This is a genomic window from Tenacibaculum dicentrarchi (assembly GCF_964036635.1).
Classification (GTDB): Bacteria; Bacteroidota; Bacteroidia; order Flavobacteriales; family Flavobacteriaceae; genus Polaribacter; species Polaribacter dicentrarchi.
In genome coordinates, this window is sequence record NZ_OZ038524.1 from 1,113,953 (window position 1) to 1,140,624 (window position 26,672).

Annotated in this window: 19 protein-coding genes and 2 riboswitches; all 19 genes read left to right on the forward strand. The window is 32.6% G+C overall.

What is annotated here, in order from left to right; all coding sequences use genetic code 11:
• Positions 1-186: 186 nt before the first annotated feature.
• Positions 187-2,289 (forward strand): hypothetical protein, encoded by a 2,103-nt coding sequence (locus ABNT14_RS04960; RefSeq protein ID WP_101901992.1) that lies wholly within the window; start codon positions 187-189, stop codon positions 2,287-2,289.
• An 83-nt stretch (positions 2,290-2,372) separates the two neighbouring features.
• Entirely contained in the window at positions 2,373-3,182 is an 810-nt protein-coding gene (locus ABNT14_RS04965) for a BT1926 family outer membrane beta-barrel protein (protein ID WP_101901994.1), read from the forward strand.
• Positions 3,183-4,036: 854 nt separating this feature from the next.
• Positions 4,037-5,494 (forward strand): FAD-dependent oxidoreductase, encoded by a 1,458-nt coding sequence (locus ABNT14_RS04970; RefSeq protein ID WP_101901996.1) that lies wholly within the window; start codon positions 4,037-4,039, stop codon positions 5,492-5,494.
• An 816-nt stretch (positions 5,495-6,310) separates the two neighbouring features.
• Positions 6,311-6,435: riboswitch (SAM riboswitch) on the forward strand.
• Between the two features lie 121 nt (positions 6,436-6,556).
• Entirely contained in the window at positions 6,557-7,831 is a 1,275-nt protein-coding gene (locus tag ABNT14_RS04975) for an O-acetylhomoserine aminocarboxypropyltransferase/cysteine synthase family protein (RefSeq protein ID WP_101908246.1), read from the forward strand.
• A 1-nt stretch (position 7,832) separates the two neighbouring features.
• Positions 7,833-11,234, forward strand: a complete 3,402-nt coding sequence (gene thrA, locus ABNT14_RS04980; protein WP_101901998.1) for a bifunctional aspartate kinase/homoserine dehydrogenase I — start codon at positions 7,833-7,835, stop codon at positions 11,232-11,234.
• 19 nt (positions 11,235-11,253) lie between these two features.
• Positions 11,254-12,420 carry a trans-sulfuration enzyme family protein gene (locus ABNT14_RS04985; protein ID WP_101902000.1) on the forward strand — a complete coding sequence of 389 codons (1,167 nt, stop codon included), beginning with the start codon at positions 11,254-11,256 and terminating at the stop codon, positions 12,418-12,420.
• A gap of 40 nt (positions 12,421-12,460) precedes the next feature.
• Complete coding sequence (locus tag ABNT14_RS04990) at positions 12,461-12,868, forward strand: RrF2 family transcriptional regulator (RefSeq protein ID WP_101902002.1); 408 nt, start codon at positions 12,461-12,463, stop codon at positions 12,866-12,868.
• Positions 12,869-12,987: 119 nt separating this feature from the next.
• Positions 12,988-13,239, forward strand: a complete 252-nt coding sequence (locus ABNT14_RS04995; RefSeq protein ID WP_101902004.1) for a DUF2061 domain-containing protein — start codon at positions 12,988-12,990, stop codon at positions 13,237-13,239.
• Entirely contained in the window at positions 13,239-13,865 is a 627-nt protein-coding gene (locus ABNT14_RS05000; protein ID WP_101902070.1) for a phosphoadenosine phosphosulfate reductase family protein, read from the forward strand. Before ABNT14_RS04995 ends, ABNT14_RS05000 begins: the two co-directional genes overlap by 1 nt.
• A gap of 16 nt (positions 13,866-13,881) precedes the next feature.
• Positions 13,882-14,865, forward strand: coding sequence for a sulfate adenylyltransferase subunit CysD (gene cysD / locus ABNT14_RS05005; protein WP_232152378.1), 984 nt, complete (start codon positions 13,882-13,884; stop codon positions 14,863-14,865).
• A 111-nt stretch (positions 14,866-14,976) separates the two neighbouring features.
• Positions 14,977-16,224 (forward strand): sulfate adenylyltransferase subunit 1, encoded by a 1,248-nt coding sequence (locus tag ABNT14_RS05010; protein ID WP_101902006.1) that lies wholly within the window; start codon positions 14,977-14,979, stop codon positions 16,222-16,224.
• Between the two features lie 54 nt (positions 16,225-16,278).
• Positions 16,279-18,399: a nitrite/sulfite reductase gene (locus ABNT14_RS05015; RefSeq protein WP_101902009.1), complete on the forward strand. Its 2,121-nt coding sequence runs from the start codon at positions 16,279-16,281 to the stop codon at positions 18,397-18,399.
• Positions 18,400-18,410: 11 nt separating this feature from the next.
• A complete protein-coding gene (cobA, locus tag ABNT14_RS05020; protein ID WP_101902010.1) occupies positions 18,411-19,193 on the forward strand; it encodes a uroporphyrinogen-III C-methyltransferase in 783 nt (260 codons plus the stop codon).
• 2 nt (positions 19,194-19,195) lie between these two features.
• Complete coding sequence (locus ABNT14_RS05025) at positions 19,196-19,774, forward strand: precorrin-2 dehydrogenase/sirohydrochlorin ferrochelatase family protein (protein WP_101902011.1); 579 nt, start codon at positions 19,196-19,198, stop codon at positions 19,772-19,774.
• 92 nt (positions 19,775-19,866) lie between these two features.
• Positions 19,867-20,934 (forward strand): NAD(P)/FAD-dependent oxidoreductase, encoded by a 1,068-nt coding sequence (locus tag ABNT14_RS05030; protein ID WP_101908239.1) that lies wholly within the window; start codon positions 19,867-19,869, stop codon positions 20,932-20,934.
• An 82-nt stretch (positions 20,935-21,016) separates the two neighbouring features.
• The gene (epsC, locus tag ABNT14_RS05035; protein WP_101902012.1) at positions 21,017-21,772 is read left to right on the forward strand and encodes a serine O-acetyltransferase EpsC; all 756 of its coding nucleotides are present in this window, start codon (positions 21,017-21,019) and stop codon (positions 21,770-21,772) included.
• A gap of 4 nt (positions 21,773-21,776) precedes the next feature.
• Positions 21,777-22,667 carry a cysteine synthase CysM gene (gene cysM / locus ABNT14_RS05040; RefSeq protein WP_101902013.1) on the forward strand — a complete coding sequence of 297 codons (891 nt, stop codon included), beginning with the start codon at positions 21,777-21,779 and terminating at the stop codon, positions 22,665-22,667.
• An 85-nt stretch (positions 22,668-22,752) separates the two neighbouring features.
• A riboswitch (SAM riboswitch) is annotated at positions 22,753-22,910 on the forward strand.
• Between the two features lie 51 nt (positions 22,911-22,961).
• Positions 22,962-23,954 (forward strand): homocysteine S-methyltransferase family protein, encoded by a 993-nt coding sequence (locus ABNT14_RS05045; RefSeq protein ID WP_101902014.1) that lies wholly within the window; start codon positions 22,962-22,964, stop codon positions 23,952-23,954.
• Positions 23,945-26,623, forward strand: coding sequence for a methionine synthase (metH, locus tag ABNT14_RS05050; protein ID WP_101902015.1), 2,679 nt, complete (start codon positions 23,945-23,947; stop codon positions 26,621-26,623). The genes ABNT14_RS05045 and metH overlap by 10 nt, the downstream gene beginning before the upstream one ends.
• Positions 26,624-26,672 lie beyond the last annotated feature (49 nt).

Here is a 26,672-nt window from a genome sequence, read left to right on the forward strand (position 1 = left end):
CTAAAACAGTGAAAAAATAAAAAATTGCTAAAAAATTTATTTTTCAATTTGTTACAATATTATTGCCATTTATCTAAGGGAAGGTTTTTAAAAAAATCTTCAAAACTTGGGGGTTATTCTGTTGTTTTTCACTTAAAAAAATGTGTATAAATAATTACAAATAAATAATAAAAAGAAAAAGAAAGAATGAAAAATTTTGGAAAATTTACGCTTGCCGTATTATTAGCAGGTACCTTAGGATTAACAACATCTTGTGTTAAAGAGGAAATGTCTAGTGAGGTAGAAGCTATTTACAAAGGTCATGCGGAATTACTTGCTGCTAGAAAAACCTTAAAAACAGCGGAATTAGAAATGGCAAAAGCAAAGTTAGCTTTGGTGTTACTAGAAGTAAAAAGTAAAGAAAATTCAAATGCTGCTGAATTAGCGCAAAATGAATTAGCAATTGCAGCTGCACAAAACGATCTTGAATTAGCAAACCAAAAACACATTACTGCTTTAGCAACTTTAAAAACACAAATAGAAGACGTTAAATCGGAAGCTGTTAGAGATTATTTAGGGAAATTTTTTGCTGAAAAAGGACAAATTATTAGCGCAGAAGCTGATTTAGCGAAGAAAAATCGTCAATTAGTAAAGTTAAAAGCTGACGTTGTTGATGTTTTTAATCAAGATAACGCAATTAAAGGCTACGAATTAGAGGTTTTAGAATTAGAAAGCGGTTTATTAAAAGAAACTGATAAGTTAGCTTTATTAGAAGCTGTTTTATCTGACCCTACAACTGTTGGAGCTCAAGTTCTTGAAATTCAAAAAGCAATAGATGCTTTAAAAGCAACTAATAAAGAAAAAGAAGCTAGAATTACCGAGATTGAAACTACTGAATTATCAGTATTTGGTGATTATAGTGAAAACTTAAATGATTATCAAAATGAAAAATATTTATTAAATTCTTATAAAAGACAAATAGAAGCTGCTAATGTAAATATAGCAACTGCTAAAGAAAGTTTAACGGAAACTCAAGAAGAATTAACCGAGTTAACAGGAGGAACAGCAGTAAGCTATGAGGTTGCTTTAAGCAATAAAACAGCAGCAAAGGCTCTTTATGATCAAACAAGAGAAGCGTATAATGAAGCACAAGGTTTTTCTTCAAACTATAGCGATCTTATCAATAATATTGCAAATAAAAAAAGTAATATAGCTTCTTATAAAACGACCATTGAGTCTTTAAAGAATTCTATAACTTCTTTAGAAGCAGAATACAAAGCAGCTAAATTAAAGTTTGATGCAAACCCTTCTGATGTTATAATTACCAGTAACGGTTATGATGATAAAGCAGGTATTGCAAATGATGGTTCATCAGCTACCTATTATAAAGTTATCAGCAACGATAATAACGAGGTTGTTTTCGGAACAACAGCATATACATCATATCAAGATGTTGTAAATAATGGCGGTGTTGTTACTGATTATTATAACGACCCTACTGTTGGTGAGTTTTTTAATGTTGAAAGAGATGACCAAACAAAAACAAATACAGAAGTATTTAATGAAGCACAACAAGCTTTAGCAGGTGCTGAAACAAATTTGAGCAATAATGAATCATGGTTAACTACTGCTGAATCAGAAGTAGCTGAGTATGAATTAGAATTAGCAGAGTATGATACTACTGCATTAAGTGGTAATTTAGCAACTGCTAGAACAGCTTATGATAAAGCAAAAAAAGATTATTATACAGCTAGGGATGTTGTAACTTCTTTAGAAGCTGTAATATCTTTAGAAAATAATATTTTAAGCGCAGAAAATCAATTAACACAAGCACAGCAAAATGTTGTAAAGTGTAACACTGAAATTACACGTTTAGAAGGGTTAATTGACACCACTAAATTAGCAGAATACCAAGCTTTAAAAGACAAGGTAACCGCTTTAGAATTAGAGGTTACAGTTAACAAAGAAAAAATGGACAATCTTCAAGGAGATATCGTTTATTTCAATGGGTTAGAGCTAGAATTAGAGGCAAACGAATATTCAGGTGATGATTATGACGATCGTATGAAGCAAATTACCGAGCAAATTAAAACTCAAAAAGCAGAGGTTTTAGAGGTAACCAATGCTATCGCAACGGCTAAACGTGAAATTGAGCAAATTAAAGATGGTAAAACAGATCTTACTGATCAAAGAGCAGAAGAAATTGCTGATTTAGAAGAAGGGATTGCTGTTTTAGAAGTTAAAATTGAAAAACTTAAAAAATCTGCAGAAATGTATAAGGCTTTAATGGAATCAGCATTATCAGCATAATATTTTCTTTAAGGTAAACACAATAGTACCCAAGTTTTACCTTGGGTACTTTTAACTCAAAAAATTTCTTAAAGAATTTAATTATGAAAAAATATATATTGATAACATTATTATCTTTATCAGGTTTTGCAGCGATGTCTCAAAACGATAAAGAGATGGTTGTTAGCAGCCAAACAGATGCTTATAAACCCCAAAAAGGAAGCTATACCGTTTCCTTATTAATGGGACGAGGTTCTTACATAGAACAAGGCGGAACTTATGTTGGTAATTCGCATCAGGTAAGCGGTCAAGCTCCTTATGCCAATACCATTAATAGCAATGATAATAGCTTAATGAATATGGCAGGAGTTGAAGGTAAATACTTCATTTCCGATAAAATGGCACTTTCATTAAATGGAGGTTTCACTTTTAGAACCACTCCTTCATCGGTTAATATTCCAGCAATTTTAGACGATAATAACGCTGTAGTTGTTCCTGCGTATCAGTCTATTATAGGTGAAGACAAGTACAGTTTACATGCCGCTTTAGGTTTGCAATGGTATTTAAAACTTAAAAGCCCAAAATTGGTGCCTTATGTAGGTTTTTCATTACCAATAGACTATACCAGAACCTCTAGTTTTGATCCTACTATTGATTTAAGTAATACATCAAGTATTTCTAATTTAGGGTTAAGTCATGTTGAGTTATTAGGTGTAGGCGTGCAAGCAGTTGCAGGTTTAGACTATTATTTAACCAAAGAAATGTTTATTGGTTTCGACGTAAAACCTTTAAGCTATAATTATTTAACAAACACTAAAAAGAAGAATGCAGGAACGCTAGGTCGTAAGGCATCGAATTCAACATTTTCATTCTTCGGACAGTATTTTTTCAAGATAGGATTTAAATTAAATTAATATTTTTTATAAAAATACCTATTGAAATTTTATTTTATATAAATCGCCTAAATATATTTTTAGGCGATTTTTTTTGTGCTAATATGTTATTATTTTTTTGAAGCAGTTACCTGCTTTCACTACTCGCTTTTTTTATTTTTTAAAAGAAAAAACAAAAAAGAGCTCAAACAAACCGTTCAATCAGGGCTAGGGTTTTGTACTAATTTTTAAGATATTCGATTATTTTGTTTGTAATTATTTTAAAAGTAAGACCAGATTCTCGTCATGCTGAATTTATTTCAGCATCACATCAACAAGAGAACTACGGTAAATCTCCCGCTAGCGCAAGCATCTTGCTTATGCCGTCAAAGAAGTTCTAATTTCAAATTCTATTTCTACGATAAAATTTTTTCAGATGAAATTAAAAAAAATCACTTAAAAAGCATCTAAAAAAATAAAATAAACCCTTAGAGCCTGTTTAAAAATTAAATAAACTGTCAGTTCGAGTGATTTTTTTCCTTCAAAAAAATTGTATCGAGAACTTTTTTAGCATCAAAAATAAAATAATTCAAATTCTCGATACAATTTTAATTCCTTTTAGTCATTAAAATCACTCGAATTGACAAAAATCATCAAAAAAAAGGGAATAAATACGGCAAATCAGGATGCGAAACTGAACTAAATTCAGTTTGACGGATTCGATTTCTTATTTTTATGTTACAAAACTTTTTCAGTCGAAAATTAAAAAAAATCACTTAAAAAATACTATATTAAAAACGACAGATAAAACGAATATTTTTCGGTTTTAAAAAGTAAAAAATGTAATTTTACGTATTCAATAATTGCTAACCCCCCCCGAAATAAGGTATTAAAATATGAAAAATTCCCCCACTAATTGGACTATTTGTACGCAATGCAAAGGCGAAGGAAAAAAACGTCGAAAAATCAGTAAAAAAACAAAATTTCAATATAAAACAGCATTGGCTAAATCAGTCACTGAACCTACATTAATTGCGCCAATTGCTCCAAAAGTAAGCTATGCTAAATGTATAAATTGTAGTGGTTCAGGATTGGTAAAAACAACAAATCCACCTAAAAAACCACTTGAAAATTACCCGCATATAGCTATTATTGGCGGTGGTATTGGCGGCGTGGCATTAGCAGTAGCCTGTTTACATCGACAAATACCTTTTACACTTTACGAACGAGATAGTAGTTTCGATGCTCGAGCTCAAGGCTATGGCTTAACCCTGCAACAAGCAAGCAAAGCAATTCAAGCGCTGGGTATTTTAAAATTAAAAGAAGGCGTAGTTTCTACAAAACATATTATTCACACAACGGAAGGTAAAATAATTGGCGAATGGGGCATGAGAAAATGGTTGGATTCTGCCGAAAATATTGCCAAGAATAAACCTTCAAAACGAACAAATATTCATATTCCAAGGCAATCTTTACGCTTTGAACTTTTAGAACAATTAACAAATAAAAATCAAGTGAAATGGGGGCATCAATTAATTGATTTTAAAGAAAATAAAAAAACAACAACCGAAAAAGTTCAATTAACCTTTCAAGTAAATGGAAAAATAAAAACATCCGAAGCAGATATTGTTGTAGGCGCAGATGGGATTCGTAGTTCGGTAAGAACCCTATTATTAGGTGATAAAAACCTACCTTTACGCTATTTGGGGTGTATTGTTATTTTAGGGATTTGTCCTTTAGACGCTTTAAAAGAATTAGAAAATCCGTTGTTAGATTCGGCAACAGTATTTCAAACCGCAAATGGTAACGAGCGCATTTATATGATGCCTTATACAGCCGATTCGGTAATGTGGCAATTAAGTTTTCCTATGCCAGAGCAAGATGCTAAAATTTTATCTAAAAAAGGTGCAGAAGCCCTAAAAGAAGAAGCCTGCCGCCGAACAGCTTGGCATGAGCCGATTCCTCAAATTTTAGCCGCTACACTCGCTGATAAAATATCAGGATACCCAGTGTACGACCGAGAATTGCTACGTTCAGAAGTATTAGAGAAATCAGAAAAAACAACATTAATCGGCGATGCCGCACATCCAATGAGCCCCTTTAAAGGGCAGGGCGCAAATCAGGCATTATTAGACGCTTTATCGTTAGCCCGAACTATAAAAAAAGAGTGTGGTGCTTTATCTAATTGGCGAACACAAGGAATTAGAAAACGGGTATTAACCAATTTTGAAGCCGAAATGTTAGCACGAAGCGCCTCTAAAGTAAAAGGTTCGGCAGTTGCTGTGAAATTTTTACATTCCGATGTGGTGCTTCAAGAAGGAAATGAACCAAGAGGACGCGATTTGAACCGTTAGTATAAAACTTTGATAAATATAAAAACCTGTTTAAAATTAAATAATCTGTCAGTTCGAGTGATTTTTTTTCTTCAAAAAAATAGTCTTGAGAACTGATTTAATAGTAAAGACAATTAAAATTCATCAATATAAAAGAACTCAAATTCTCGATATAATTTTAATTCCTTTTAGTCATTAAAATTACTCGAATTGACAATAATCATCAAAAAAAACTAAAAATTACAGCAAATAAGGATGCGAAATTGAAGGGAATTTCATTTATTGTTTTCTGTTATATTTTTTTAGATGAAATTTAAACAGGTTCTTATAAAACGTGAAAAAACGATTTTTTAGTGATTTTTTCTTTTTTTTTAAAAATTTTTTCGATTAAAAGTAGTTAGATTTATGAAAAAATAAACTAAAACAACTAAAAATAAGCAGGTTATTTTGAACGAAATTCTCTTTGTTTTTGGCTTGTTTTTATTTGGTTTTTGAAGAGGTTTTTAATTTTTTTATCTAGCAAATATATGCTGTTATGTACTGCTTTAAAAATAGTGCAAAATGCCTAGCCCCGATTGTAGCAATTGTTTGAGCTCTCTGGCTTTTTTTAGCCAGAAGCGAGTGCGGAAAGCGGGAAAATGCTTCAAATAATTCTTCTTTATTTTTGCTTTATTTTTGATAAAAAAACGCTTGATTTTACGTTAAAATAACAAGCCTATTTTAGTGAAATTTTGTAACTGAAATAATTTATTTTAAAAATAAAAAGTAAAATAAATTTGGATATTAAAATATAATAATTGAATATTTGTGCTCACAAAGTTCAATAACTTATTGACAATGTTATCAAGAAAGGCGGAGGGATTAGACCCTATGAAGCCTTAGCAACCCTTTGTTTAAGTCAAAGAAGGTGCTAAATTCTACTTAATTTTAGATTCATTTATCTAAAATTGGATAGATAACTAAAAAGCAATTACAGCGCTGTAATTGTTCTATTTCTTCATAACATTTTTCGAGTAAGCGCATCAAAATAATAGGTGCAGGTAACTTTTGTTTTAATTTTAATTATTTCAAAAAACAAGAAAAATGAGTACCCAAAAATTCGCAACAAACGCATTACACGCAGGTCACGACGCAACACAAACCGCAGGGACACGAGCCGTACCAATTTACCAAACAACATCGTATGTTTTTAACGATTCTGAGCATGCAGGAAATCTATTTTCATTAAAAGAATTGGGCTTTATTTACACCCGATTAAACAACCCAACAAATCAAATTTTACAAGACCGTTTAGCGAGTTTAGAAGGCGGAATTGGTGCGGTAGTTTTCGCGTCAGGAACATCGGCAATTTCAACAGGATTATTAACCTTGTTAAAAGCAGGCGACCATATTGTAGCATCGAGCAGTTTGTACGGCGGAACGTACAATTTATTAAGCGTTACCCTACCACGATTAGGAATTACAACCACTTTTGTTGATGCTTCAAATCCTGATAATTTCGGCAAAGCAGTACAAGAAAATACCCGTGCTTTTTTTGTAGAATCTTTAGGAAACCCAAAGTTAGATGTGTTAGATTTAAAAGCAATATCAAACCACGCAAAAACCGCCGAAGTTCCTTTTATTGTCGATAATACCGTAGCAACTCCAGCCTTGTTAAACCCAATTAAGCACGGCGCAAATATCGTAATTCACTCGTTAACAAAATATATCGGCGGACACGGAACTTCTTTAGGAGGAGCAATTATTGATGCAGGAACTTTTAATTGGGCAAATGGTAAATTTCCAGAATTTACAGAACCTTCCGCAGGCTATCATGGGCTGGTTTACAATGATGTTTTAGGGGCATCTTCTTATACTTTTAAATTAATTTTAGAAGGATTACGTGATTTTGGAGGAGCGTTGAGTCCTACAAATGCGTTTAATATTATCCAAGGATTGGAAACCTTAGAAATCAGAATAAAAAAACATAGTGAAAACGCCCTAGAATTAGCGAAATGGTTAGAAAACCAAGAAGAAGTTGCTTGGGTAAATTACCCAGGATTGGAAAGTAGCAAATATAAAAAATTAGCAGATAAATATTTACCAAAAGGACAAAGCGGTATCGTAACTTTTGGCGTAAAAGGAGGCTATGAATCGGCTAAAAAAGTAGCGGATACTACAAAATTATTTTCATTATTAGCCAATATTGGCGATACGAAATCTTTAATTATTCATCCTGCAAGTACCACGCATCAACAGTTAAGCGAAAAGGCACAGATAAGCGCAGGCGTTACTAACGATTTAATTCGTTTATCCGTAGGATTAGAAAATATTGATGATTTAAAAAATGATTTAAAAACGTCTTTTTTAAAATTATAATATGTTAATACAGCAACTTTTACAGATAAATATTATCAACTTTACCACAGAAAATGGACTTTTTTTCGAAAAAACTCCTTTAAGTTATGAAGTTTTTGGCAAAGAGTTAGGCACAGCACCCGTGGTTTTAATCAATCACGCATTAACAGGAAATAGCAATGTTGCAAACCAAAAAAATGGCTGGTGGAAAGATTTAATCGGAAAAAATAAAGCCATAAATACGGCAAATTATACAGTTTTATGTTTCAATATTCCAGGAAATGGCTACGATGGTTTTTTAATTGAAAATTATAAGAATTTTATGGCTAGAGATATTGCAAAGCTGTTTTTAAAAGGCTTAGAAAAACTAAAAATCACAAAATTATTTGCCTTAATTGGCGGTTCTTTAGGCGGAGGAATTGCGTGGGAAATGGCAGTTTTAAATCCTGAAATAACACAAAAATTTATCCCAATTGCCACCGATTGGAAAGCTACGGATTGGTTAATTGCCAATTGTCAAATTCAAGAACAATTTTTAGTAAATTCAAAAAATCCTGTGCATGATGCCCGCATGCACGCAATGCTTTGTTATCGAACGCCAAAATCTTTTAAAGAACGTTTTCATCGCTCTAAAAAAGATAATTCTGAAATATTTAATGTTGAAAGTTGGTTATTACATCATGGCGAAAAATTACAAGAACGCTATCAATTGGCATCCTATAAATTAATGAATCAGTTGTTAAAAACCATTGATGTAACCAAAAATAGCAATGAAAATAAAGTAGCTGTTTTAGAAAAAATTCAAGCCGATATTCATATTATTGGCGTTGATTCTGATTTATTTTTTACCGCCGAAGAAAATAGAGAAACGCAAAAAGAACTCGCTTCAGTACATGATAATGTTACGTATAATGAAATAAATTCGGTACACGGACACGATGCTTTTTTAATGGAATATGAGCAATTGGATAAAATTATCAGCCCAATTTTTAATCCAAAATTAAAAAATAAGAACATAAAAATAATCAAATTTGGAGGAAAATCGTTGTCAAATAACGGAATTAGCAATGTAATTTCTATTATTGAAGAAAAAATAAATAATCAAGAAAAAATAGCAGTAGTTGTTTCGGCAAGAGGAAATGCCACAAATCAACTAGAAGAAATTTTAGAAAAATCTGCTAAAAATGAAAATTATAAACAGCAGTTTGAAGCTTTTAAATTTGAGCAATCAAAATTAACGCCACTGCTTGATTTTTCATCAGAATTTACACATTTAGAAAAACTTTTCGAAGGAGTTCGTTTATTAGGTGATTTTAGCCCAAAAATAAAAGATGAAATTCTAGCACAAGGAGAAATTTTATCAGCAAAAACAGTTACTGAACTTTTAACGCAAAAAGGAATATCAGCAAAAATTACCGATGCCAGAAAGCTATTAAAAACAGCTGAAAATTTTGGAAATGCACAGCCAATTATAAAAATATCAAAAGAAAATGTACAAAAATATTTTAAGAAAAATAACAATACAGTAACTATTGTAACAGGTTTTATAGCCTCTAATTTAAAAGGAGAAACTACTACTTTAGGACGAAATGGAAGTAATTATACAGCATCGTTATTGGCGAATTTTTTAAATGCTGATGAATTGCAAAATTACACGCATGTTGATGGAATTTTTACCGCAAACCCCGATTTGGTTGCCGATGCTCAAAAAATAGAAACGCTTTCTTTTTCTGAAGCAAATGAATTAGCCAATTTTGGAGCGACTATTTTACATGGAAAAACAATCAGTCCGTTATTGGAAAAAAATATCAATCTTCGGATTTTAAATACGTTTAAACCCAACGATTCAGGTACTTTAATTACATCGAAAACAACTTCAAAAGGCATAAAATCGATTGCTGTTTTAGATAATGTTGCTCTATTAAATTTTGAAGGAAGAGGTTTATTAGGAAAAGTTGGCGTAGATGCGCGTATTTTTAAAGCGTTAAGTAATAAAGAAATAAGTGTGAGTATTGTGTCGCAAGGTTCTTCGGAAAGAGGCATCGGTTTGGTGATTGATAAAAGTAAATCCGAAGAAGCTATAAAGGCATTAGAGCAAGAATTTGAAAGTGATTTTTATACCAAAGATGTACATCAAATTTCAATTGTAGCCGATGTTTCGGTGATTTCAATTATTGGGCAAGATTTAAGTGAATTTCATCATTCGTATAATGCCTTGATTAAAAATCAAATTGTTCCGTTGCTATTTAATAACACAATTTCAGGTAAAAATGTGAGTTTGGTTGTTAAAAAACAGCAATTACATAAAGCTTTAAACGTTATTCACGGGCAAGTTTTTGGCGTTGCTAAAAAAATAAATATTGCCGTTTTTGGAAAAGGTTTAGTGGGTGGAACTTTAATTAATCAAATTATAGAAAACACAAAATCAGTACTTGAAAGAAATAAAATTCAATTGAATATTTTTGCCATTTCAGGTTCTAAAAAATTGCTGTTAAATCAGAAAGGAATTGATGAAAATTGGCAAAATAAAATCGAAAATAGTCAAGAGGTTTCTTCGGTAAATACCATTATTAATTTTGCAAAACAACATCATTTAGAAAATTTAATTGCTGTTGATAATACGGCTAGTCATCAATTTATTGAAAATTATACATCGTTAATTGAAGCTGGTTTCGATTTGGTTTCTTCTAATAAAATAGCCAATACCGTATCGCATAATTTTTATAAAAAATTAAGAGATACTTTAGCTAAAAATAATAAATCATATTTGTATGAAACCAATGTTGGTGCAGGTTTACCGTTAATTGATACGATTAAATTATTACATGATTCAGGAGAAAATATCACCAAAATTAGAGGCGTTTTTTCGGGGTCGTTAAGTTATTTATTTAACACTTTATCTTCGGATGATGTAGCCTTTTCTGAAATACTTCAAAAAGCAATTGACAAGGGATTTACCGAGCCAGACCCAAGAGAAGATTTATGCGGAAACGATGTGGCTAGAAAATTATTGATTTTAGCACGAGAGTTAGATTTAAAAAATGAATTGGAAGATATTGCCATTGAAAATTTAATTCCAATAGATTTTAGAGAAAGTTCTTCGGCTGATTTTTTATCGAATTTAAAAGCTTTAAATACTGTTTTTCAGCAGAAAAAAAACGCACAAAAACCCAATCATGTATTGCGTTATATAGGTGATTTATCAGGCGATTTATCAAAAGAAAAAGGAAATTTAACGGTGAAATTAGTTTCTGTGCCAACAAATTCTGTTTTGGGAAGTTTAAAAGGTTCGGATGTTCTTTTTGAAATTTACACGGAATCTTATGGCGAAAAACCCATTGTTATTCAAGGAGCAGGAGCGGGGGCAAAGGTAACCGCAAGAGGTGTTTTTGGTGATATTTTACGCTTGGCAAAAAATAATTAAAAGATAAAAAACAACAAATATGAGTCATCAGTTTGAAACCCAAGCGATAAGAAATCAAACCGAACGTTCACAATTTTCGGAACATTCTACGCCGTTATATCTAACATCTAGTTTTGTGTTTGAAGATGCAGAAGATATGCGTGCTTGTTTTGCTGAAGAAAAAGATAAAAATTTATATAGCCGATTTTCAAATCCTAATACCACGGAATTTGTAGATAAAATTGTGGCGATGGAAAAAGCGGAAGCAGGATATGCTTTTGCAACTGGTATGTCGGCTGTTTTTTCGACTTTCGGAGCTTTATTGAGTGCTGGCGAGCATATTGTTTCTTGTAAATCTGTATTTGGTTCAACACATAGTTTGTTTACTAAATATTTTCCGAAATGGAATATTGAAACTAGTTATTTTAAAATATCTGAAGTTGAAAAAATAGAAAGTTTAATTCAGCCAAACACTAAAATTTTATATGCCGAAACGCCAACAAACCCAGCGGTTGATATTATTGATTTAGAATTGCTTGGTAAAATTGCTAAAAAACATAATTTATTATTGATAATTGACAATTGTTTTGCGACGCCTTATTTGCAAAATCCTATTGATTTTGGTGCCGATTTAGTCATTCATTCGGCAACTAAATTAATTGACGGACAAGGAAGAGTTTTAGGCGGAGTTACTGTTGGAAAAGCTAATTTAATTCGAGAAATTTATTTATTTTCAAGAAATACAGGTCCTGCAATGTCGCCTTTTAATGCGTGGATTTTATCAAAAAGTTTAGAAACATTAAGCATCCGTGTTGAAAAACATTGTGAAAATGCCTTAAAAATAGCGGAATTTTTAGAAAATCATCCGAAGGTAAATTTAGTGAAATATCCATTTTTAAAATCGCATCCAAAGTATGAAATCGCCAAAAAACAAATGCGATTCGGTGGAAATATTGTAGCTTTCGAAATAAAAGGAGGCATTAATGCAGGGCGGAAGTTTTTAAATGCCATCAAAATGTGTTCTTTATCGGCAAATTTAGGCGATACTAGAAGTATTGTAACGCATCCAGCATCAACAACACATAGTAAATTAAATATAAATGATAGAATAGAAGTAGGAATTACCGATAGTTTAGTTCGATGTTCTGTCGGTTTAGAAAATGTAATAGATATTATAAACGACTTAAAACAGGCTTTAGAAAAATAACAAATAATAAAAAATTAAATAAAAAGTGTACTTTTGGGGTATGCTATCTAAAAAAACAAAATACGGAATTAAAGCCCTAACATTTATCGCTAGGCAAGAACACGGAATAAAAATGCAAATAGCCACTATTTCCGAATGTGAAAATATTTCACATAAATTTCTAGAAAGTATTTTACTCACATTGCGAAAAGCAGGTTTTTTAGGTGCGAAAAAAGGAAAAGGTGGCGGATATTATCTGCTAAAAGAAGCATCAGAAATACAAATGACCGACGTTATTAGAACTCTCGAAGGACCAATAGCGATGCTTCCTTGCGTGAGTTTAAACTATTATGAAAAATGTATTGATTGCCCTGATGAACAGGCTTGTGGTGTACGTAAATTGATGATACAAGTTAGAGATAGTACCTTAGAAGTATTGAAAAATACAACCCTTGCCGATTTAGTATAAAAAGTCCTTTTAAGTAGTGTTTTTGTAAAATTTAGCCTTAATTTTTTTGTTATCTAATTTGAATTGATACATTTGCAATCTTAAAACCTAGTTACCCGATAGGGAAATAGTATTTTGAAATGATTTTAGAACAATTAATAAAAGAAAATAAAAATAACACGCCAGGCAAAGGAGATGAAAACACCTTGCGAAGCCTTGCTAAATCGGTAAGTTGGCGGATAATTGGAACAATAGATACGGTTTTAATATCGTGGTTAATTACAGGAGAATTAGCCTTAGCATTTTCAATAGGAAGCATCGAATTAATTACAAAAATGGTATTATACTTTTTTCACGAAAGAATTTGGAATAAAATAAAATGGGGAAAATAATGAGCTTAAAAAACGAATTAAATTTAGAAATTTTAAATAAAGAATTAGCAAAACTAAGCCCAAAAGAAATTGTGCAATGGGTTTTTAATTTAGATCAAAAAACCATTATTACCACAAACTTTCGACCTTATGAAGTAGCTATTTTACACCTAACATCCCAAGAAAGCCCCAATATAAAAGTTGTTTGGTGCGATACAGGTTACAACACCCCCCAAACCTATAAACACGCCCAAGAACTCATTGAAACATTACACTTAAATGTTGATTTATATGTGCCGAAACAAACCGTAGCACATCGTACTGTTATTATGGGGCTTCCTTCGGTTGATGATAAAAATCATGCGAAATTTACTGAACAAGTAAAATTAGAACCCTTTAAAAGAGCTATGAAAATTCATCAGCCTGAAATATGGTTTACCAATCTTCGAAAAGGACAAACGGCTTTTAGAGATGGTATCGGTGTTTTATCTTTTAGTAAAGATGGCATCTTAAAAGTAAGCCCTTTTTATCATTGGACAGATGAAGATTTAGACGGGTATTTAAAAACCCATAAATTACCAAATGAGTTCAAATATTTTGACCCAACAAAGGTAGAAAGTAACAGAGAATGCGGTTTACATATTTAAAAATAAGAGTATCATTATGGACATTATAGCAATAGAAAAAACAGACATAACATCAAAAACAACATCAAAAAAAGTATCAAAAATAGCCTCAAAAACTTTAGAAAACACCATAAAAGTAGGTGCTTTAGAAAGCGAAGCTATTTATATTTTCAGAGAAGTTGTCGCACAGTTTGAAAAACCTGTATTATTATTTTCAGGGGGAAAAGACAGTATTACCTTAGTTCGATTGGCACAAAAAGCATTTTATCCAGCGAAAATACCGTTTCCTTTAATGCACATTGATACAGGGCATAATTTTCCTGAAACTATCGAATTTAGAGACCGTTTAGCCAAAGAATTAGGCGTGGAATTAATCGTTAGAAATGTTCAAGATAATATTGATAATGGTAAAGTTAAAGAAGAAACGGGTAAATATGCAAGTAGAAATATGTTGCAAACTGAAACGCTATTAGATGCCATTGAAGAGTTCGGTTTTGATGCCTGTATCGGTGGTGCTCGTAGAGATGAAGAAAAAGCAAGAGCCAAAGAACGTATTTTTTCGGTAAGAGATGATTTTGGGCAATGGGACGAAAAAAATCAGCGTCCTGAGTTATTTGATATTTTAAACGGAAGAATTGATTTAGGGCAGAATGTACGTGTTTTTCCTATTTCAAATTGGACAGAGTTAGATGTTTGGAGCTATATTCAAAAAGAAGCGATTGAAATTCCTTCAATTTATTTTGCACATAAAAGAAAAACCTTTGTTCGTGATGGAATGATTTGGTCGGCTGAAGATGCCGTTGTTTATCGTGAAGAAGATGAGGTTGTTCAAGAGCGAATGGTGCGTTTTCGTACTGTTGGCGATATGAGTTGTACCGCCGCTGTGTTGTCGGATGCTGTAAGTATTGATAAAGTGGTTGCCGAAATTAAAGAATCAACCATTTCAGAAAGAGGGGCTAGAATTGATGATAAACGCTCGGAAGCAGCCATGGAAAAACGTAAACAACAAGGTTATTTTTAAGAAGATTTAAAATTTATCTGAAAAAATTAAAAATAATTTAATAAAAAAAATCGGTCTTTAATTGTTTTCAAGTTTTGAATTGAAATCAGTAAAAACCAATAGCATACAAAAATGAACGTATTAAAAATAGCAACAGCAGGAAGTGTCGATGATGGTAAAAGTACTTTAATTGGTCGTATTTTATATGATACAAAATCATTAACAGACGATAAATTGGAGGCAATTGAAGCAAAAAGTAAACAAAGAGGTTTTGATTATTTAGATTTTTCATTAGCAACCGATGGTTTAGTTGCCGAACGTGAGCAAGGAATTACTATTGATGTTGCACATATTTATTTTTCAACACCAACAACGAGTTTTATTATTGCCGATACGCCTGGGCATATTGAATATACTCGAAATATGGTTACGGGAGCATCTAATTCTCAAGCTTCTATCGTTTTAATTGATGCTCGAAATGGCGTAGTTGAACAAACGTATCGTCATTTTTTTATCAATACCTTATTACGTGTAAAAGATGTGGTAATTGCGGTTAATAAAATGGATTTGGTTGATTTTTCAGAAGAAAAATTCAATGAAATTAAAAAAGAAATCCAAGATTTAGCAAGTAAAAGTGGCTATGAAAATCAACAAATAACCTTTATTCCTATTTCGGCATTAAAAGGCGATAATGTAGTTAAATCATCAACAAAAATGCCTTGGTATAAAGGAGAAACCTTGTTAAATCATTTAGAAACCTTAGAATTTGAAGATGTTTCTCAAGCTTCGCAAACACGTTTTCCTGTGCAAACGGTTATCAGACCTAAAACCGAACAATATCACGATTTTAGAGGATACGCAGGTAAAATTTATGGTGGCGATTTAGCCGTTGGCGATACCATAATGGTATTACCTTCTGAAACAAAATCGAAAATAAAAAGCATTCATTTTTTTGATAAAGAATATCAAAAAGCAACTCAAGGAAGTTCAATAACCATCACTTTAGATGATAATATTAATATCAGCCGAGGCGATATGTTGGTCAAAGAAAATGAAGAACCAACCGTTGCAAAACAATTAAATGCCACTATTTGTTGGATGGATAAAACACCTTTACAAGCATCTTCAAAATACATTATAAAACACGGTGTAAATGAAGTGCAGGCAAAAATAACGACTTTAACATCAATTATAAAAACCGATTTTTCGGGGAAAGAAGAAAATCCATCACAATTGATTTTAAATGCGATTGGCGAAGTTTCTTTAAAAGTAAATAAACCGCTGTTTTTTGATAGTTATAGTAAAAATAAAGCAACAGGTTCGTTTATTTTAATCGACCCAAAAACCAATAACACCGCAGGAGTTGGCTTTATTGAGTAATCAAAATTATATCAAAATAAAACGCTTGTAAAAAAGCGGATACCTAATAAAATTATGCAAAGTTTTAGAACCGAAATAGAGAACCCAATTGTAGAAAAAGATATTCTAGAATTAGCACGAAAAATTGAACTTTTTAAAGAAGGTAAAATTGATGAAGAGCGTTTTCGTAGCTTACGATTAGCACGAGGAGTTTATGGGCAACGTCAATTGGGCGTGCAAATGATTCGTATAAAATTGCCTTACGGAAGAGTTTCTAGCGAACAATTACACCGAATTGCCGATGTTTCTGACGAGTATTCTCGTGGGCGTTTGCATATTACAACGCGTCAGGATATTCAAATTCATCATGTGAGTTTAGATAGAACGCCAGAATTATGGGCACAATTAGAAAAAGATGATATTACTTTACGAGAAGCTTGTGGAAATGCCGTTCGAAATATAACCGCATCGGAAACCGCAGGAATTGATGTAAATGAACCTTTTGATGTGTCGCCCTATGCCGATGCTACGTTTAAATTTTTCTTAAGAAATCCAATTTGTCAAGAAATGGGACGAAAATTTAAAATGTCATTTTCAGCTACGGATGAAGACACAGCGTTAAGTTTTATGCACGATTTAGGTTTTATCGCCAAATCAAAAATAATAGACGGAAAATCAGCAAAAGGATTCAAAGTTTTATTAGGCGGAGGATTGGGGTCACAACCTCGACATGCCGATATTATTTATGAATTTTTACCTGTAAATTTATTAATTCCTACTATTGAAGGCGTTTTACGTGTTTTTGACAGATACGGTGAACGTGCAAAAAGAGCAAAAGCTCGTTTGAAATTTTTAATAAAAGATATAGGTGTTCCTGCTTTTTTAGATTTAGTTAAAGAAGAACAAAAAGCATTTTCATACACAAATTATCCAATTGATACAACTGATTTTGAGCAGGAAATAAAATTTGAAACTGCTGAAATTCCTTTGGTAAAAATCAAAGATAAAGAAAGTTATAATAAATGGAAACAGTCAAATGTTATCAAACAAAAGCAATCAGGTTTATTTGCAATTGGAATAAAAGTTCATTTAGGTGATTTTTATACCGATAAAGCTCGTTTATTAGCCGATTTAATTAAAAAATATGGGGCAAATGAATTGCGTTTTACCTTGCGTCAAAACATTTTAATTCGTCATATTCGTGAAGAAGCTTTGCCTTTTTTTTATATCGAATTAGAAAAATTAGGCTTTACCGAAGCGGGATATAATAGCTTTAACGACATCACGGCTTGCCCTGGAACAGACACCTGTAATTTAGGGATTTCGAGCAGTACAGGAATTGCCTCAGAATTGGAACGTGTTTTAAAAACGGAATATCCTGCGTATGTAAACAACAAAGACTTGGCGATTAAAATTAGCGGTTGTATGAATGCCTGTGGACAGCACAATATGGCACATATCGGTTTTCAAGGAATGTCTGTAAAAGTTGGTAATTTATTAGCACCTGCCTTACAAGTTTTAGTTGGTGGTGGTGTAATTGGTGATGGGCAAGGGCGTTTTTCTGATAAATTAGTAAAAATACCGAGTAAAAGAGGACCAGAATCGTTGCGTATTTTATTAAATGATTTTGAAGATAATAAAATTCAAAATAAACTCGAAAATGAAGATTTTTTAACATATTATGATAGAAAAGGAAAAACGTATTTCTATGATTTGTTAAAGCATTTGTCGGATACCTCTAATTTATCCGAAGATGATTTTATGGATTGGGGACACGATAAAAACTATGTGAAAGCCATCGGAGTTGGTGAATGTGCTGGGGTTGTTATCGATTTAATTGCAACACTTTTATTTGAAAGTGAAGAGAAAATTGAAAATGCTAGTCAAGCTTTTAACCAAAAACAATGGTCGGATAGCATTTATCATTCGTATTCAGCAATTATAAATACTGCAAAAGCTTTATTAACTGCCGAAGGTGAAAAAACAAATACACAGGCAGGAATTATAACTAATTTTGATAAGGTTTTTATTGATACAAATAAAATTACGTTGCCAACAAAAACTTCTTTTGCTGATTTTGTGTATCAAATAAAAGAAAATGAACCAACAGAAGCATTTGCAAATAAATATTTAAACGATACAAAAGTGTTTTATAAATCGGTAGATTCTTATAGGAAATTAGCCTTAGAAAATTAATAAAAATAATAATGATGATGAGAAATTTACCAAAATTAACCGTAATCGGAGCAGGGCCTGGCGATGTAGATTTAATCACTTTAAAAGCTATTAAGGTATTAAAAACAGCCGACGTTGTTTTATACGATGCTTTGGTAAATGATGAATTATTAAGTTATATAAACCCAAAAGCTGAGGTTATTTTTGTAGGAAAACGCCGAGGTTGTTATAAATATCAGCAAGAGCAAATTAATGAATTAATTGTGGCTAGAGCAAAATCGCAGGGGCATGTGGTACGCTTAAAAGGTGGCGATCCGTTTATTTTTGGACGAGGAGCTGAAGAAATGGAATATGCAGCGAAATTTGGCGTAACAGTTGCGGTTATTCCAGGGGTTTCATCATCATTAGCCGTAGCAGCTTCTCAAAATATCCCGCTTACAAAACGTGGATATGCTGAAAGTTTTTGGGTCATTACAGGAACAACCAAAGAACATAAATTGTCGAGCGATATTGCTTTGGCATCAAAATCAAATGCAACAGTAGTTATTTTAATGGGAATGGGTAAATTATCAGAAATTGTAAATCTTTTTAAACAAGAAAATAAGCACGATTTACCCATCGCAATTATTCAAAACGGAACCACATCCGAAGAAAAAATAGGCATAGGAACGGTAGACACTATCGAACAAATTGTGCTTGAAAATCAATTGGAAAACCCTGCAATTATCGTGTTAGGAGAAGTGGTAAAACATCGTGAAGAATTATTGAAAATCAAAAATCAGAATACTACAAAAAAGGTGAAAAGAATAGCATAACAATGGCGGAACAACGAAATAATTTATATCCAATATTTTTAAAAACAAATCAACTAGAAACCCTAATTGTTGGTGGTGGATTTGTAGCACTTGAAAAATTATCCTTTTTGTTAAAATCAAGCCCAAATTCAAAAGTGGTACTACTCGCACCATTTTTTAGAGAAGAAACGATGGCTTTAGCAAATAAGTTTTCGGTTAAAATGATAACAGCTGTGTATCATAAAAATTACTTGGTAGATAAAAATATGGTCATCGCAACGACCGATAAAGTTGCTGTAAATATTCAAGTATATAAAGATTGTAAAGCTAAAAATATATTGGTAAATGTGGCTGATAATCCGCCGTATTGTGATTTTTATATGGGTGGAATCGTAACCAAAGGAAACGTGAAAATTGCAATTTCGACCAACGGAAAATCACCGACAACTGCTAAAAGATTACGTCAGTTTTTTGAAGAAGTAATTCCTGATAATATTGACGATTTGGTACAAAATTTAAACAAATATAGAAAAACGCTGAAAGGCGATTTTGAACACAAAGTAAGAACACTAAATTTGTTTACAAGAAGTTTAGTAGAGTAAATATCAGAAAAAATTATTAAAAAACCTCCAATTTTTAAACCCGTGTATTTGTTTGAATACATCGTGTTTTAAAGTGGTAAAAAACTTAAAAAATGATTACAACAGATATCTTAATAATAGGAGCAGGTCCAACAGGACTATTTACTGTTTTTGAAGCAGGATTGTTAAAATTACGCTGTCATTTAATTGACGCATTGCCACAACAAGGCGGGCAGTGTTCAGAGATTTATCCAAAGAAACCGATTTATGATATTCCTGCATATCCAGAGATTTTAGCGGGCGATTTAACTCATAAATTAATGGAACAAATCAAGCAATTTGAACCAGGATTTACCTTAGGAGAACGTGCTGAAACTATCGAAAAACAAGAAGACGGAAGTTTTATTGTAACCACCAATAAAGGCACAAAACACCAAGCACCCGTAGTCGCAATTGCTGGAGGTTTAGGAAGTTTTGAACCACGAAAACCACCCATTCCAAACATCGCCGATTTTGAAGATAAAGGCGTGGAATACATGATTAAAGAACCAGAAGTATATCGCAATAAAAACGTGGTAATTGCTGGTGGTGGAGACTCCGCTTTAGATTGGTCAATTTTTTTAACCGATATTGCAAAATCAGTAACCTTAGTACACCGAAGAAATGAATTTCGTGGCGCTTTAGATTCCGTAGAAAAAGTACAAGAATTGAAAAATGCAGGAAAAATCAACCTAATAACACCTGCAGAAATTAAAGGAATTGTTGGGCAAAATCATGTAGAAGGCGTGGTAGTTTCTCAAAAAAATCAAGAGAAAAACGAAGAAGAATATACGCTAAAATGCGACCATTTTATTCCTCTTTTTGGCTTGTCACCTAAATTAGGACCTATCGGAAATTGGGGCTTAGAAATTGAAAAAAATGCCATCAAAGTAAATAATGCCTTAGATTATCAAACAAATATTCCAGGAATTTATGCCATTGGCGATGTAAATACCTATCCTGGGAAATTAAAATTGATTTTATGCGGTTTTCACGAAGCAACTTTAATGTGTCAAAGTGCTTTTAAAATTATTTATCCTGATAAAAAATACGTAATGAAATACACCACAGTAGGCGGTATTGATGGTTTCGATGGCACTCGAAAAGAAGCCCCAAAAGCAGTGGTAAAAGCCATAAATTAATTTCATCGATTTGATTAAATCTCAAAATAAAAGCATAGTTTTACGAGTTTATATAGAATTTTATATTCGTAATTGAGATTTAATGAATACAATAGAAAAACCACTGAAAAATTATAATATCTGTTTAAAAGATACTGTTGAGATTTTTACCAAAAAAATATTTTATGCCTTGTTTGACCAAGAATTTAAAGCAAAGAATAAAGAAAGTATTACTGAAAATTTCTTTGAAATAACAAGACGTTTAAAAATACAAAATGCGGATAAAATTTGGGTGTCATTTCAAGATAAATTACCAAAAATAAGACGAAAACTAGATTTAGATGCCATCGCTTTTGAAAAAACAGACCCAGCAGCGAAAAGTTTAGAGGAAATTTATTTGGCGTATCCAGGGTTTCATGCTATTGCAATATATCGTTTAAGCCACGAACTAAATGATTTAAAAGTACCTACAATTCCTAGAATGATGAGCGAATATGCACACGGATTAACAGGTACCGATATTCATCCAGGAGCAACGATTGGCGATTCGTTTTTTATTGACCATGCAACAGGAATTGTAATTGGTGAAACAACAATTATTCAAAATAATGTGAAAATTTATCAAGGTGTTACACTCGGTGGAATTCAAGTTAAAAAAAGTTTAGCCGAAACAAAAAGACATCCAACTATTGAAAATAATGTAACTGTGTATGCTAATGCCACTATTTTAGGAGGCGATGTTATTATAGGTGAAAATAGCGTAATTGGTGCAAATGTGTGCGTTACAGCATCTGTACCGCCAAAATCGTTAGTGATATATCAATCAGAAAATAAAATTATTTCATTAAATAAAGTTTAAAATTATGAAAGCAAAAAAAATAACAGACTTTGTTGGAAATACCCCGCTAGTAGAAGTTAGCAATATTCTTGATAAAAAAGGCGTGCGTCTTTTTTTAAAATTAGAAGGAAATAACCCTGGTGGAAGCGTAAAAGATAGGGCTGCTTACAATATGATTTTAGAGGCTTTAAACCGAAGAAACATTAAAAAAGGAGACCATTTAGTCGAAGCAACCAGCGGAAATACAGGAATTGCATTGGCTTTTATCGCAAATGTATTGGGCTTAAAAATGACTCTTGTAATGCCTGAAAATTCAACGGTAGAACGTGTGAAAACTATGAAAGCTTACGGAGCAGAAGTCTTATTAACGCCAAAAGAAGAAGGGATAGAAGGTTCGAGAGATTTAGCTCAAAAATTACGCTATAAAAAAGGCTATTTTATGCTAAATCAATTTGAAAATAACGATAATTGGAAGGCTCATTACAAAACCACAGGTCCTGAAATCTGGAAAGATACCGAAGGTGAGGTAACTCATTTTGTATCGGCAATGGGAACTACAGGAACTATTATGGGAGTTTCTACCTATTTAAAAGAGCAAAATTCAAACATTCAAATTGTTGGTGTACAACCAACTGATGATACTAGTATTCCGGGTATTAGGAAATGGTCAAAAGAATATTTACCAAAAATATTTGACCGCTCTAAAGTTGACCAAGTAATCGAAATTAGTGAAAATCAAGCCCGTAATATGACCCGAAAATTAGCCAGTCAAGAAGGTGTTTTTGGAGGTATGAGTAGTGGTGGAGCAGTGCATGCCGCTTTACAAGTTGCCGAGGAAATTGACCAAGGAATTATTGTGGCAATTATCTGTGATATTGGCGATAGATATTTATCATCAAACTTATATAATTATTAAATTTTAATAATTATAGCTTCAAAATTATTAAAACAAAAAAAAAGTTCGTTAATTTGCACTTTATTAGTTCATTAATTTAATAAGAATGTTATCAAGAAAGGTGGAGGGATTAGACCCTAAGAAACCTTAGCAACCCTTTATTTGGAAATTTTAAAACTTTTTAAATTTCCAAATAAAGAAGGTGCTAAATTCTACTTAAAAACTGTTTCATTAAAAAATACAGCTTTTTAAGAGAGATAACGGCAAAGAACTTTTTTTCCTCTTTTCCTGATAGCTTCTACTATAAAATCAGGAATGTCAAACATTTATCAAGAAATACAAAAACGTATTCTGCTGCTCGATGGAGCAATGGGAACCATGCTTCAGGCATATAAATTTACCGAAGAAGATTTCCGAGGAAAACGCTTTAAAAATTACCCAACATCGCTACAAGGAAACAACGATTTACTTTCTATTACACAACCCCAAGCTATAAAAGAAATTCATGCAAAATATTTTGAAGCTGGAGCTGATATTATAGAAACCAACACTTTTTCAGGCACAACAATTGCCATGGCTGATTATCAAATGGAAAATTTAGTCTATGAATTAAATTATCAATCAGCAAAAATAGCGAAAGAAGTTGCCGATGAATTTACCCAAAAAGAACCGCATAAACCACGATTTGTTGCAGGTTCGATAGGTCCTACAAATCGTACTGCAAGTATGTCGCCAGACGTAAACGATCCAGGTTATAGAGCCGTTACTTTTAATGAATTACGCATCGCTTACAGGCAACAAGTGGAAGCACTTTTAGACGGCGGTTGCGATATGTTATTAGTAGAAACTGTTTTTGATACCCTAAACGCAAAAGCAGCATTATTTGCTATTGAAGAAGTAAAAGATGAACGTAAAATTGAAATTCCTGTAATGTTAAGCGGGACAATTACTGATGCCAGCGGTCGAACGTTGTCGGGGCAAACTGCCGAAGCTTTTTTAATTTCTATTTCCCATATTCCGCTATTATCCGTAGGGTTCAATTGTGCTTTAGGAGCTAATTTATTACAACCTCATTTAGAGGCAATCGCTTCGAAAACCAACTTTGCAATTTCGGCTCATCCAAATGCTGGACTTCCAAATGCTTTTGGCGAATACGACGAAACTGCCCAAGAAATGGGAAATCAAATTGAAGAATATTTTAAGAAAAATTTGATAAATATTATCGGTGGATGCTGTGGTACAACGCCAGAACATATTGCAACAATTTCGGAATTAGCAATTAAATATCCTCCAAGAAAATGCAAATAAAACAAGAAAAATATTTAAAATTATCAGGTTTAGAACCATTGATTTTAAATGAAAACAGCAACTTTATAAATGTTGGAGAACGTACCAATGTAGCTGGTTCTCGTAAGTTTTTACGATTGATAAAAGAAGAAAAATTTGAAGAAGCTTTAGCCATTGCAAGACATCAAGTAGAAGGAGGAGCACAAATTATAGATATTAATATGGATGATGGTTTGATTGATGGAAAACAAGCCATGGTTCGGTTTTTAAACTTGATTGCTTCTGAGCCTGATATTTGTAGAGTTCCACTGATGATTGATAGCTCGAAATGGGAAATTATTGAAGCAGGTTTACAAGTTGTGCAAGGAAAAAGTGTGGTAAATTCTATTTCGTTAAAAGAAGGCGAAGAAAAATTTATTTGGGAAGCAACGCAAATTAAAAGATACGGAGCGGCGGTAATCGTAATGGCTTTTGATGAGGTTGGGCAAGCTGATACTTATCAAAGAAGAATTGAAATTGCTGAACGTTCGTATCGTGTTTTGGTCGATAAAGTAGGTTTTGCATCCGAAGATATTATTTTCGATTTGAATATTTTCCCTGTCGCCACAGGAATGGAAGAACACCGAAAAAATGCTATCGATTTTATTGAAGCAACTCGTTGGGTGCGTCAAAATTTGCCCAACGTAAGCGTAAGTGGTGGCGTTAGTAATGTGTCATTTTCTTTCCGAGGAAATAATACTGTCAGAGAAGCAATGCACTCGGTTTTTCTGTATTATGCGATTCAAGCTGGAATGAATATCGGAATTGTAAATCCTGCGATGTTGGAAGTTTATGATGATATTCCAAAGGATTTATTAGCACATATTGAAGATGTAATTTTAGATAAAAGAGAAGACGCAACAGAACGTTTATTAGATTTTGCAGAAACTGTAAAAGGCGTTAAAAAACAAGATGAAACAAAAATATTAGCGTGGCGAAGTTTGCCATTGCAAGACCGAATCACGCATTCATTAGTAAAGGGAATTGATGAATTTATTTTAGAAGATGTAGAATTAGCAAGGAAAGAATCAGCAAAACCAATTCAAGTTATTGAAGGAAATTTAATGATTGGAATGAACGTGGTTGGCGATTTATTTGGAGCAGGAAAAATGTTTCTGCCTCAAGTAGTAAAATCGGCTCGGGTGATGAAAAAAGCGGTGGCATATTTAAACCCCTTTATTGAAGCCGAAAAAGGCGAAAAACAACAAGCTTTAGGAAAAGTTTTAATGGCAACTGTAAAAGGCGATGTTCATGATATTGGTAAAAATATTGTAAGCGTTGTTTTGGGCTGTAATAATTATGAAATTGTCGATTTAGGCGTAATGGTAGCGCCTGAAAAAATTATCGAAACCGCCAAAAAAGAACAGGTTGATATTATTGGTTTATCAGGGTTAATAACGCCTTCTTTAGATGAAATGGTGTATTTGGCAAAGGAAATGGAACGTCAAAATTTTACAGTTCCGTTGCTAATTGGCGGTGCAACAACTTCAAAAGCACATACGGCAGTAAAAATAGATACACAATATAAAAATGCAGTTGTCCATGTAAATGATGCCTCAAGAGCGGTAACGGTTGTCAGTGATTTATTAAATAAAGAAACAAGTAATGCCTATGTTGCTAAGTTAAAACAAGATTACGATGAATTTCGTGAAAAATTTTTAAAACGAGGAAAAGCAAAGGCATATATTTCTATTGAAGAAGCGAGAAAACGTAAATTTAAAATTGATTGGGAAACGTCATCAATTGTAAAACCAAAAGAATTAGGAATTCAAACTTTAGAACAAATCAGTTTAAAAGAATTATTGCCATTTATTGATTGGAGTCCGTTTTTTAGAAGTTGGGATTTACACGGAAAATATCCAGATATTTTAACAGATGAAATTGTCGGTGAACAAGCAACACAATTATTCAAGGATTCAAAAAATATTTTAAATGAAATCATTACTAAGCAATTATTAAAACCAAAAGGAATTTTTGGCTTATTTGAAGCAAATTCAATAAATGATGATGATATTTCTATTCAGAAAAATTCAAAAGAAATTGCTGTTTTTAGAACCCTGCGTCAGCAATTAAAAAAACGAGATGGAAAACCAAGTATTGCTTTAGCCGATTTTATCGCGCCAAAAACATCAGAGAAACAAGATTATATGGGCGCTTTTTGTACAGCAATTTTTGGTGCAGATGAATTAGCAAAAAAATATAAAGATAAAGAAGATGATTATAATGCAATTATGGTACAGGCAATTGCCGACCGTTTTGCAGAAGCTTTTGCCGAATATTTACATCACAGAATACGAACAAAACATTGGGGATATGCGGTTGATGAAAATTTATCAAATGAAGAATTAATAAAGGAAACTTATAAAGGAATCCGTCCTGCACCGGGGTATCCTGCTTGTCCTGACCATTTAGAAAAAGAAACAATTTGGGCACTTTTAAATGTCGAAGAAAAAATAGGCGTAACCCTTACCGAAAGTTTAGCGATGTTGCCAGCCGCCGCAGTTTCAGGATATTATTTTGCAAATAAAGAAGCAAAATACTTCGGATTAGGAAAAATTACCGATGACCAAGTGCGTGATTTTGCAGATAGAAAAAATATCACGCTAGAAAAAGCTAGAAAATGGTTACATCCTGCGATTGCCGATGTATAAGAGCCTGTTTAAAAATTAAATAATAAACTGTCAGTTCGAGTGATTTTTT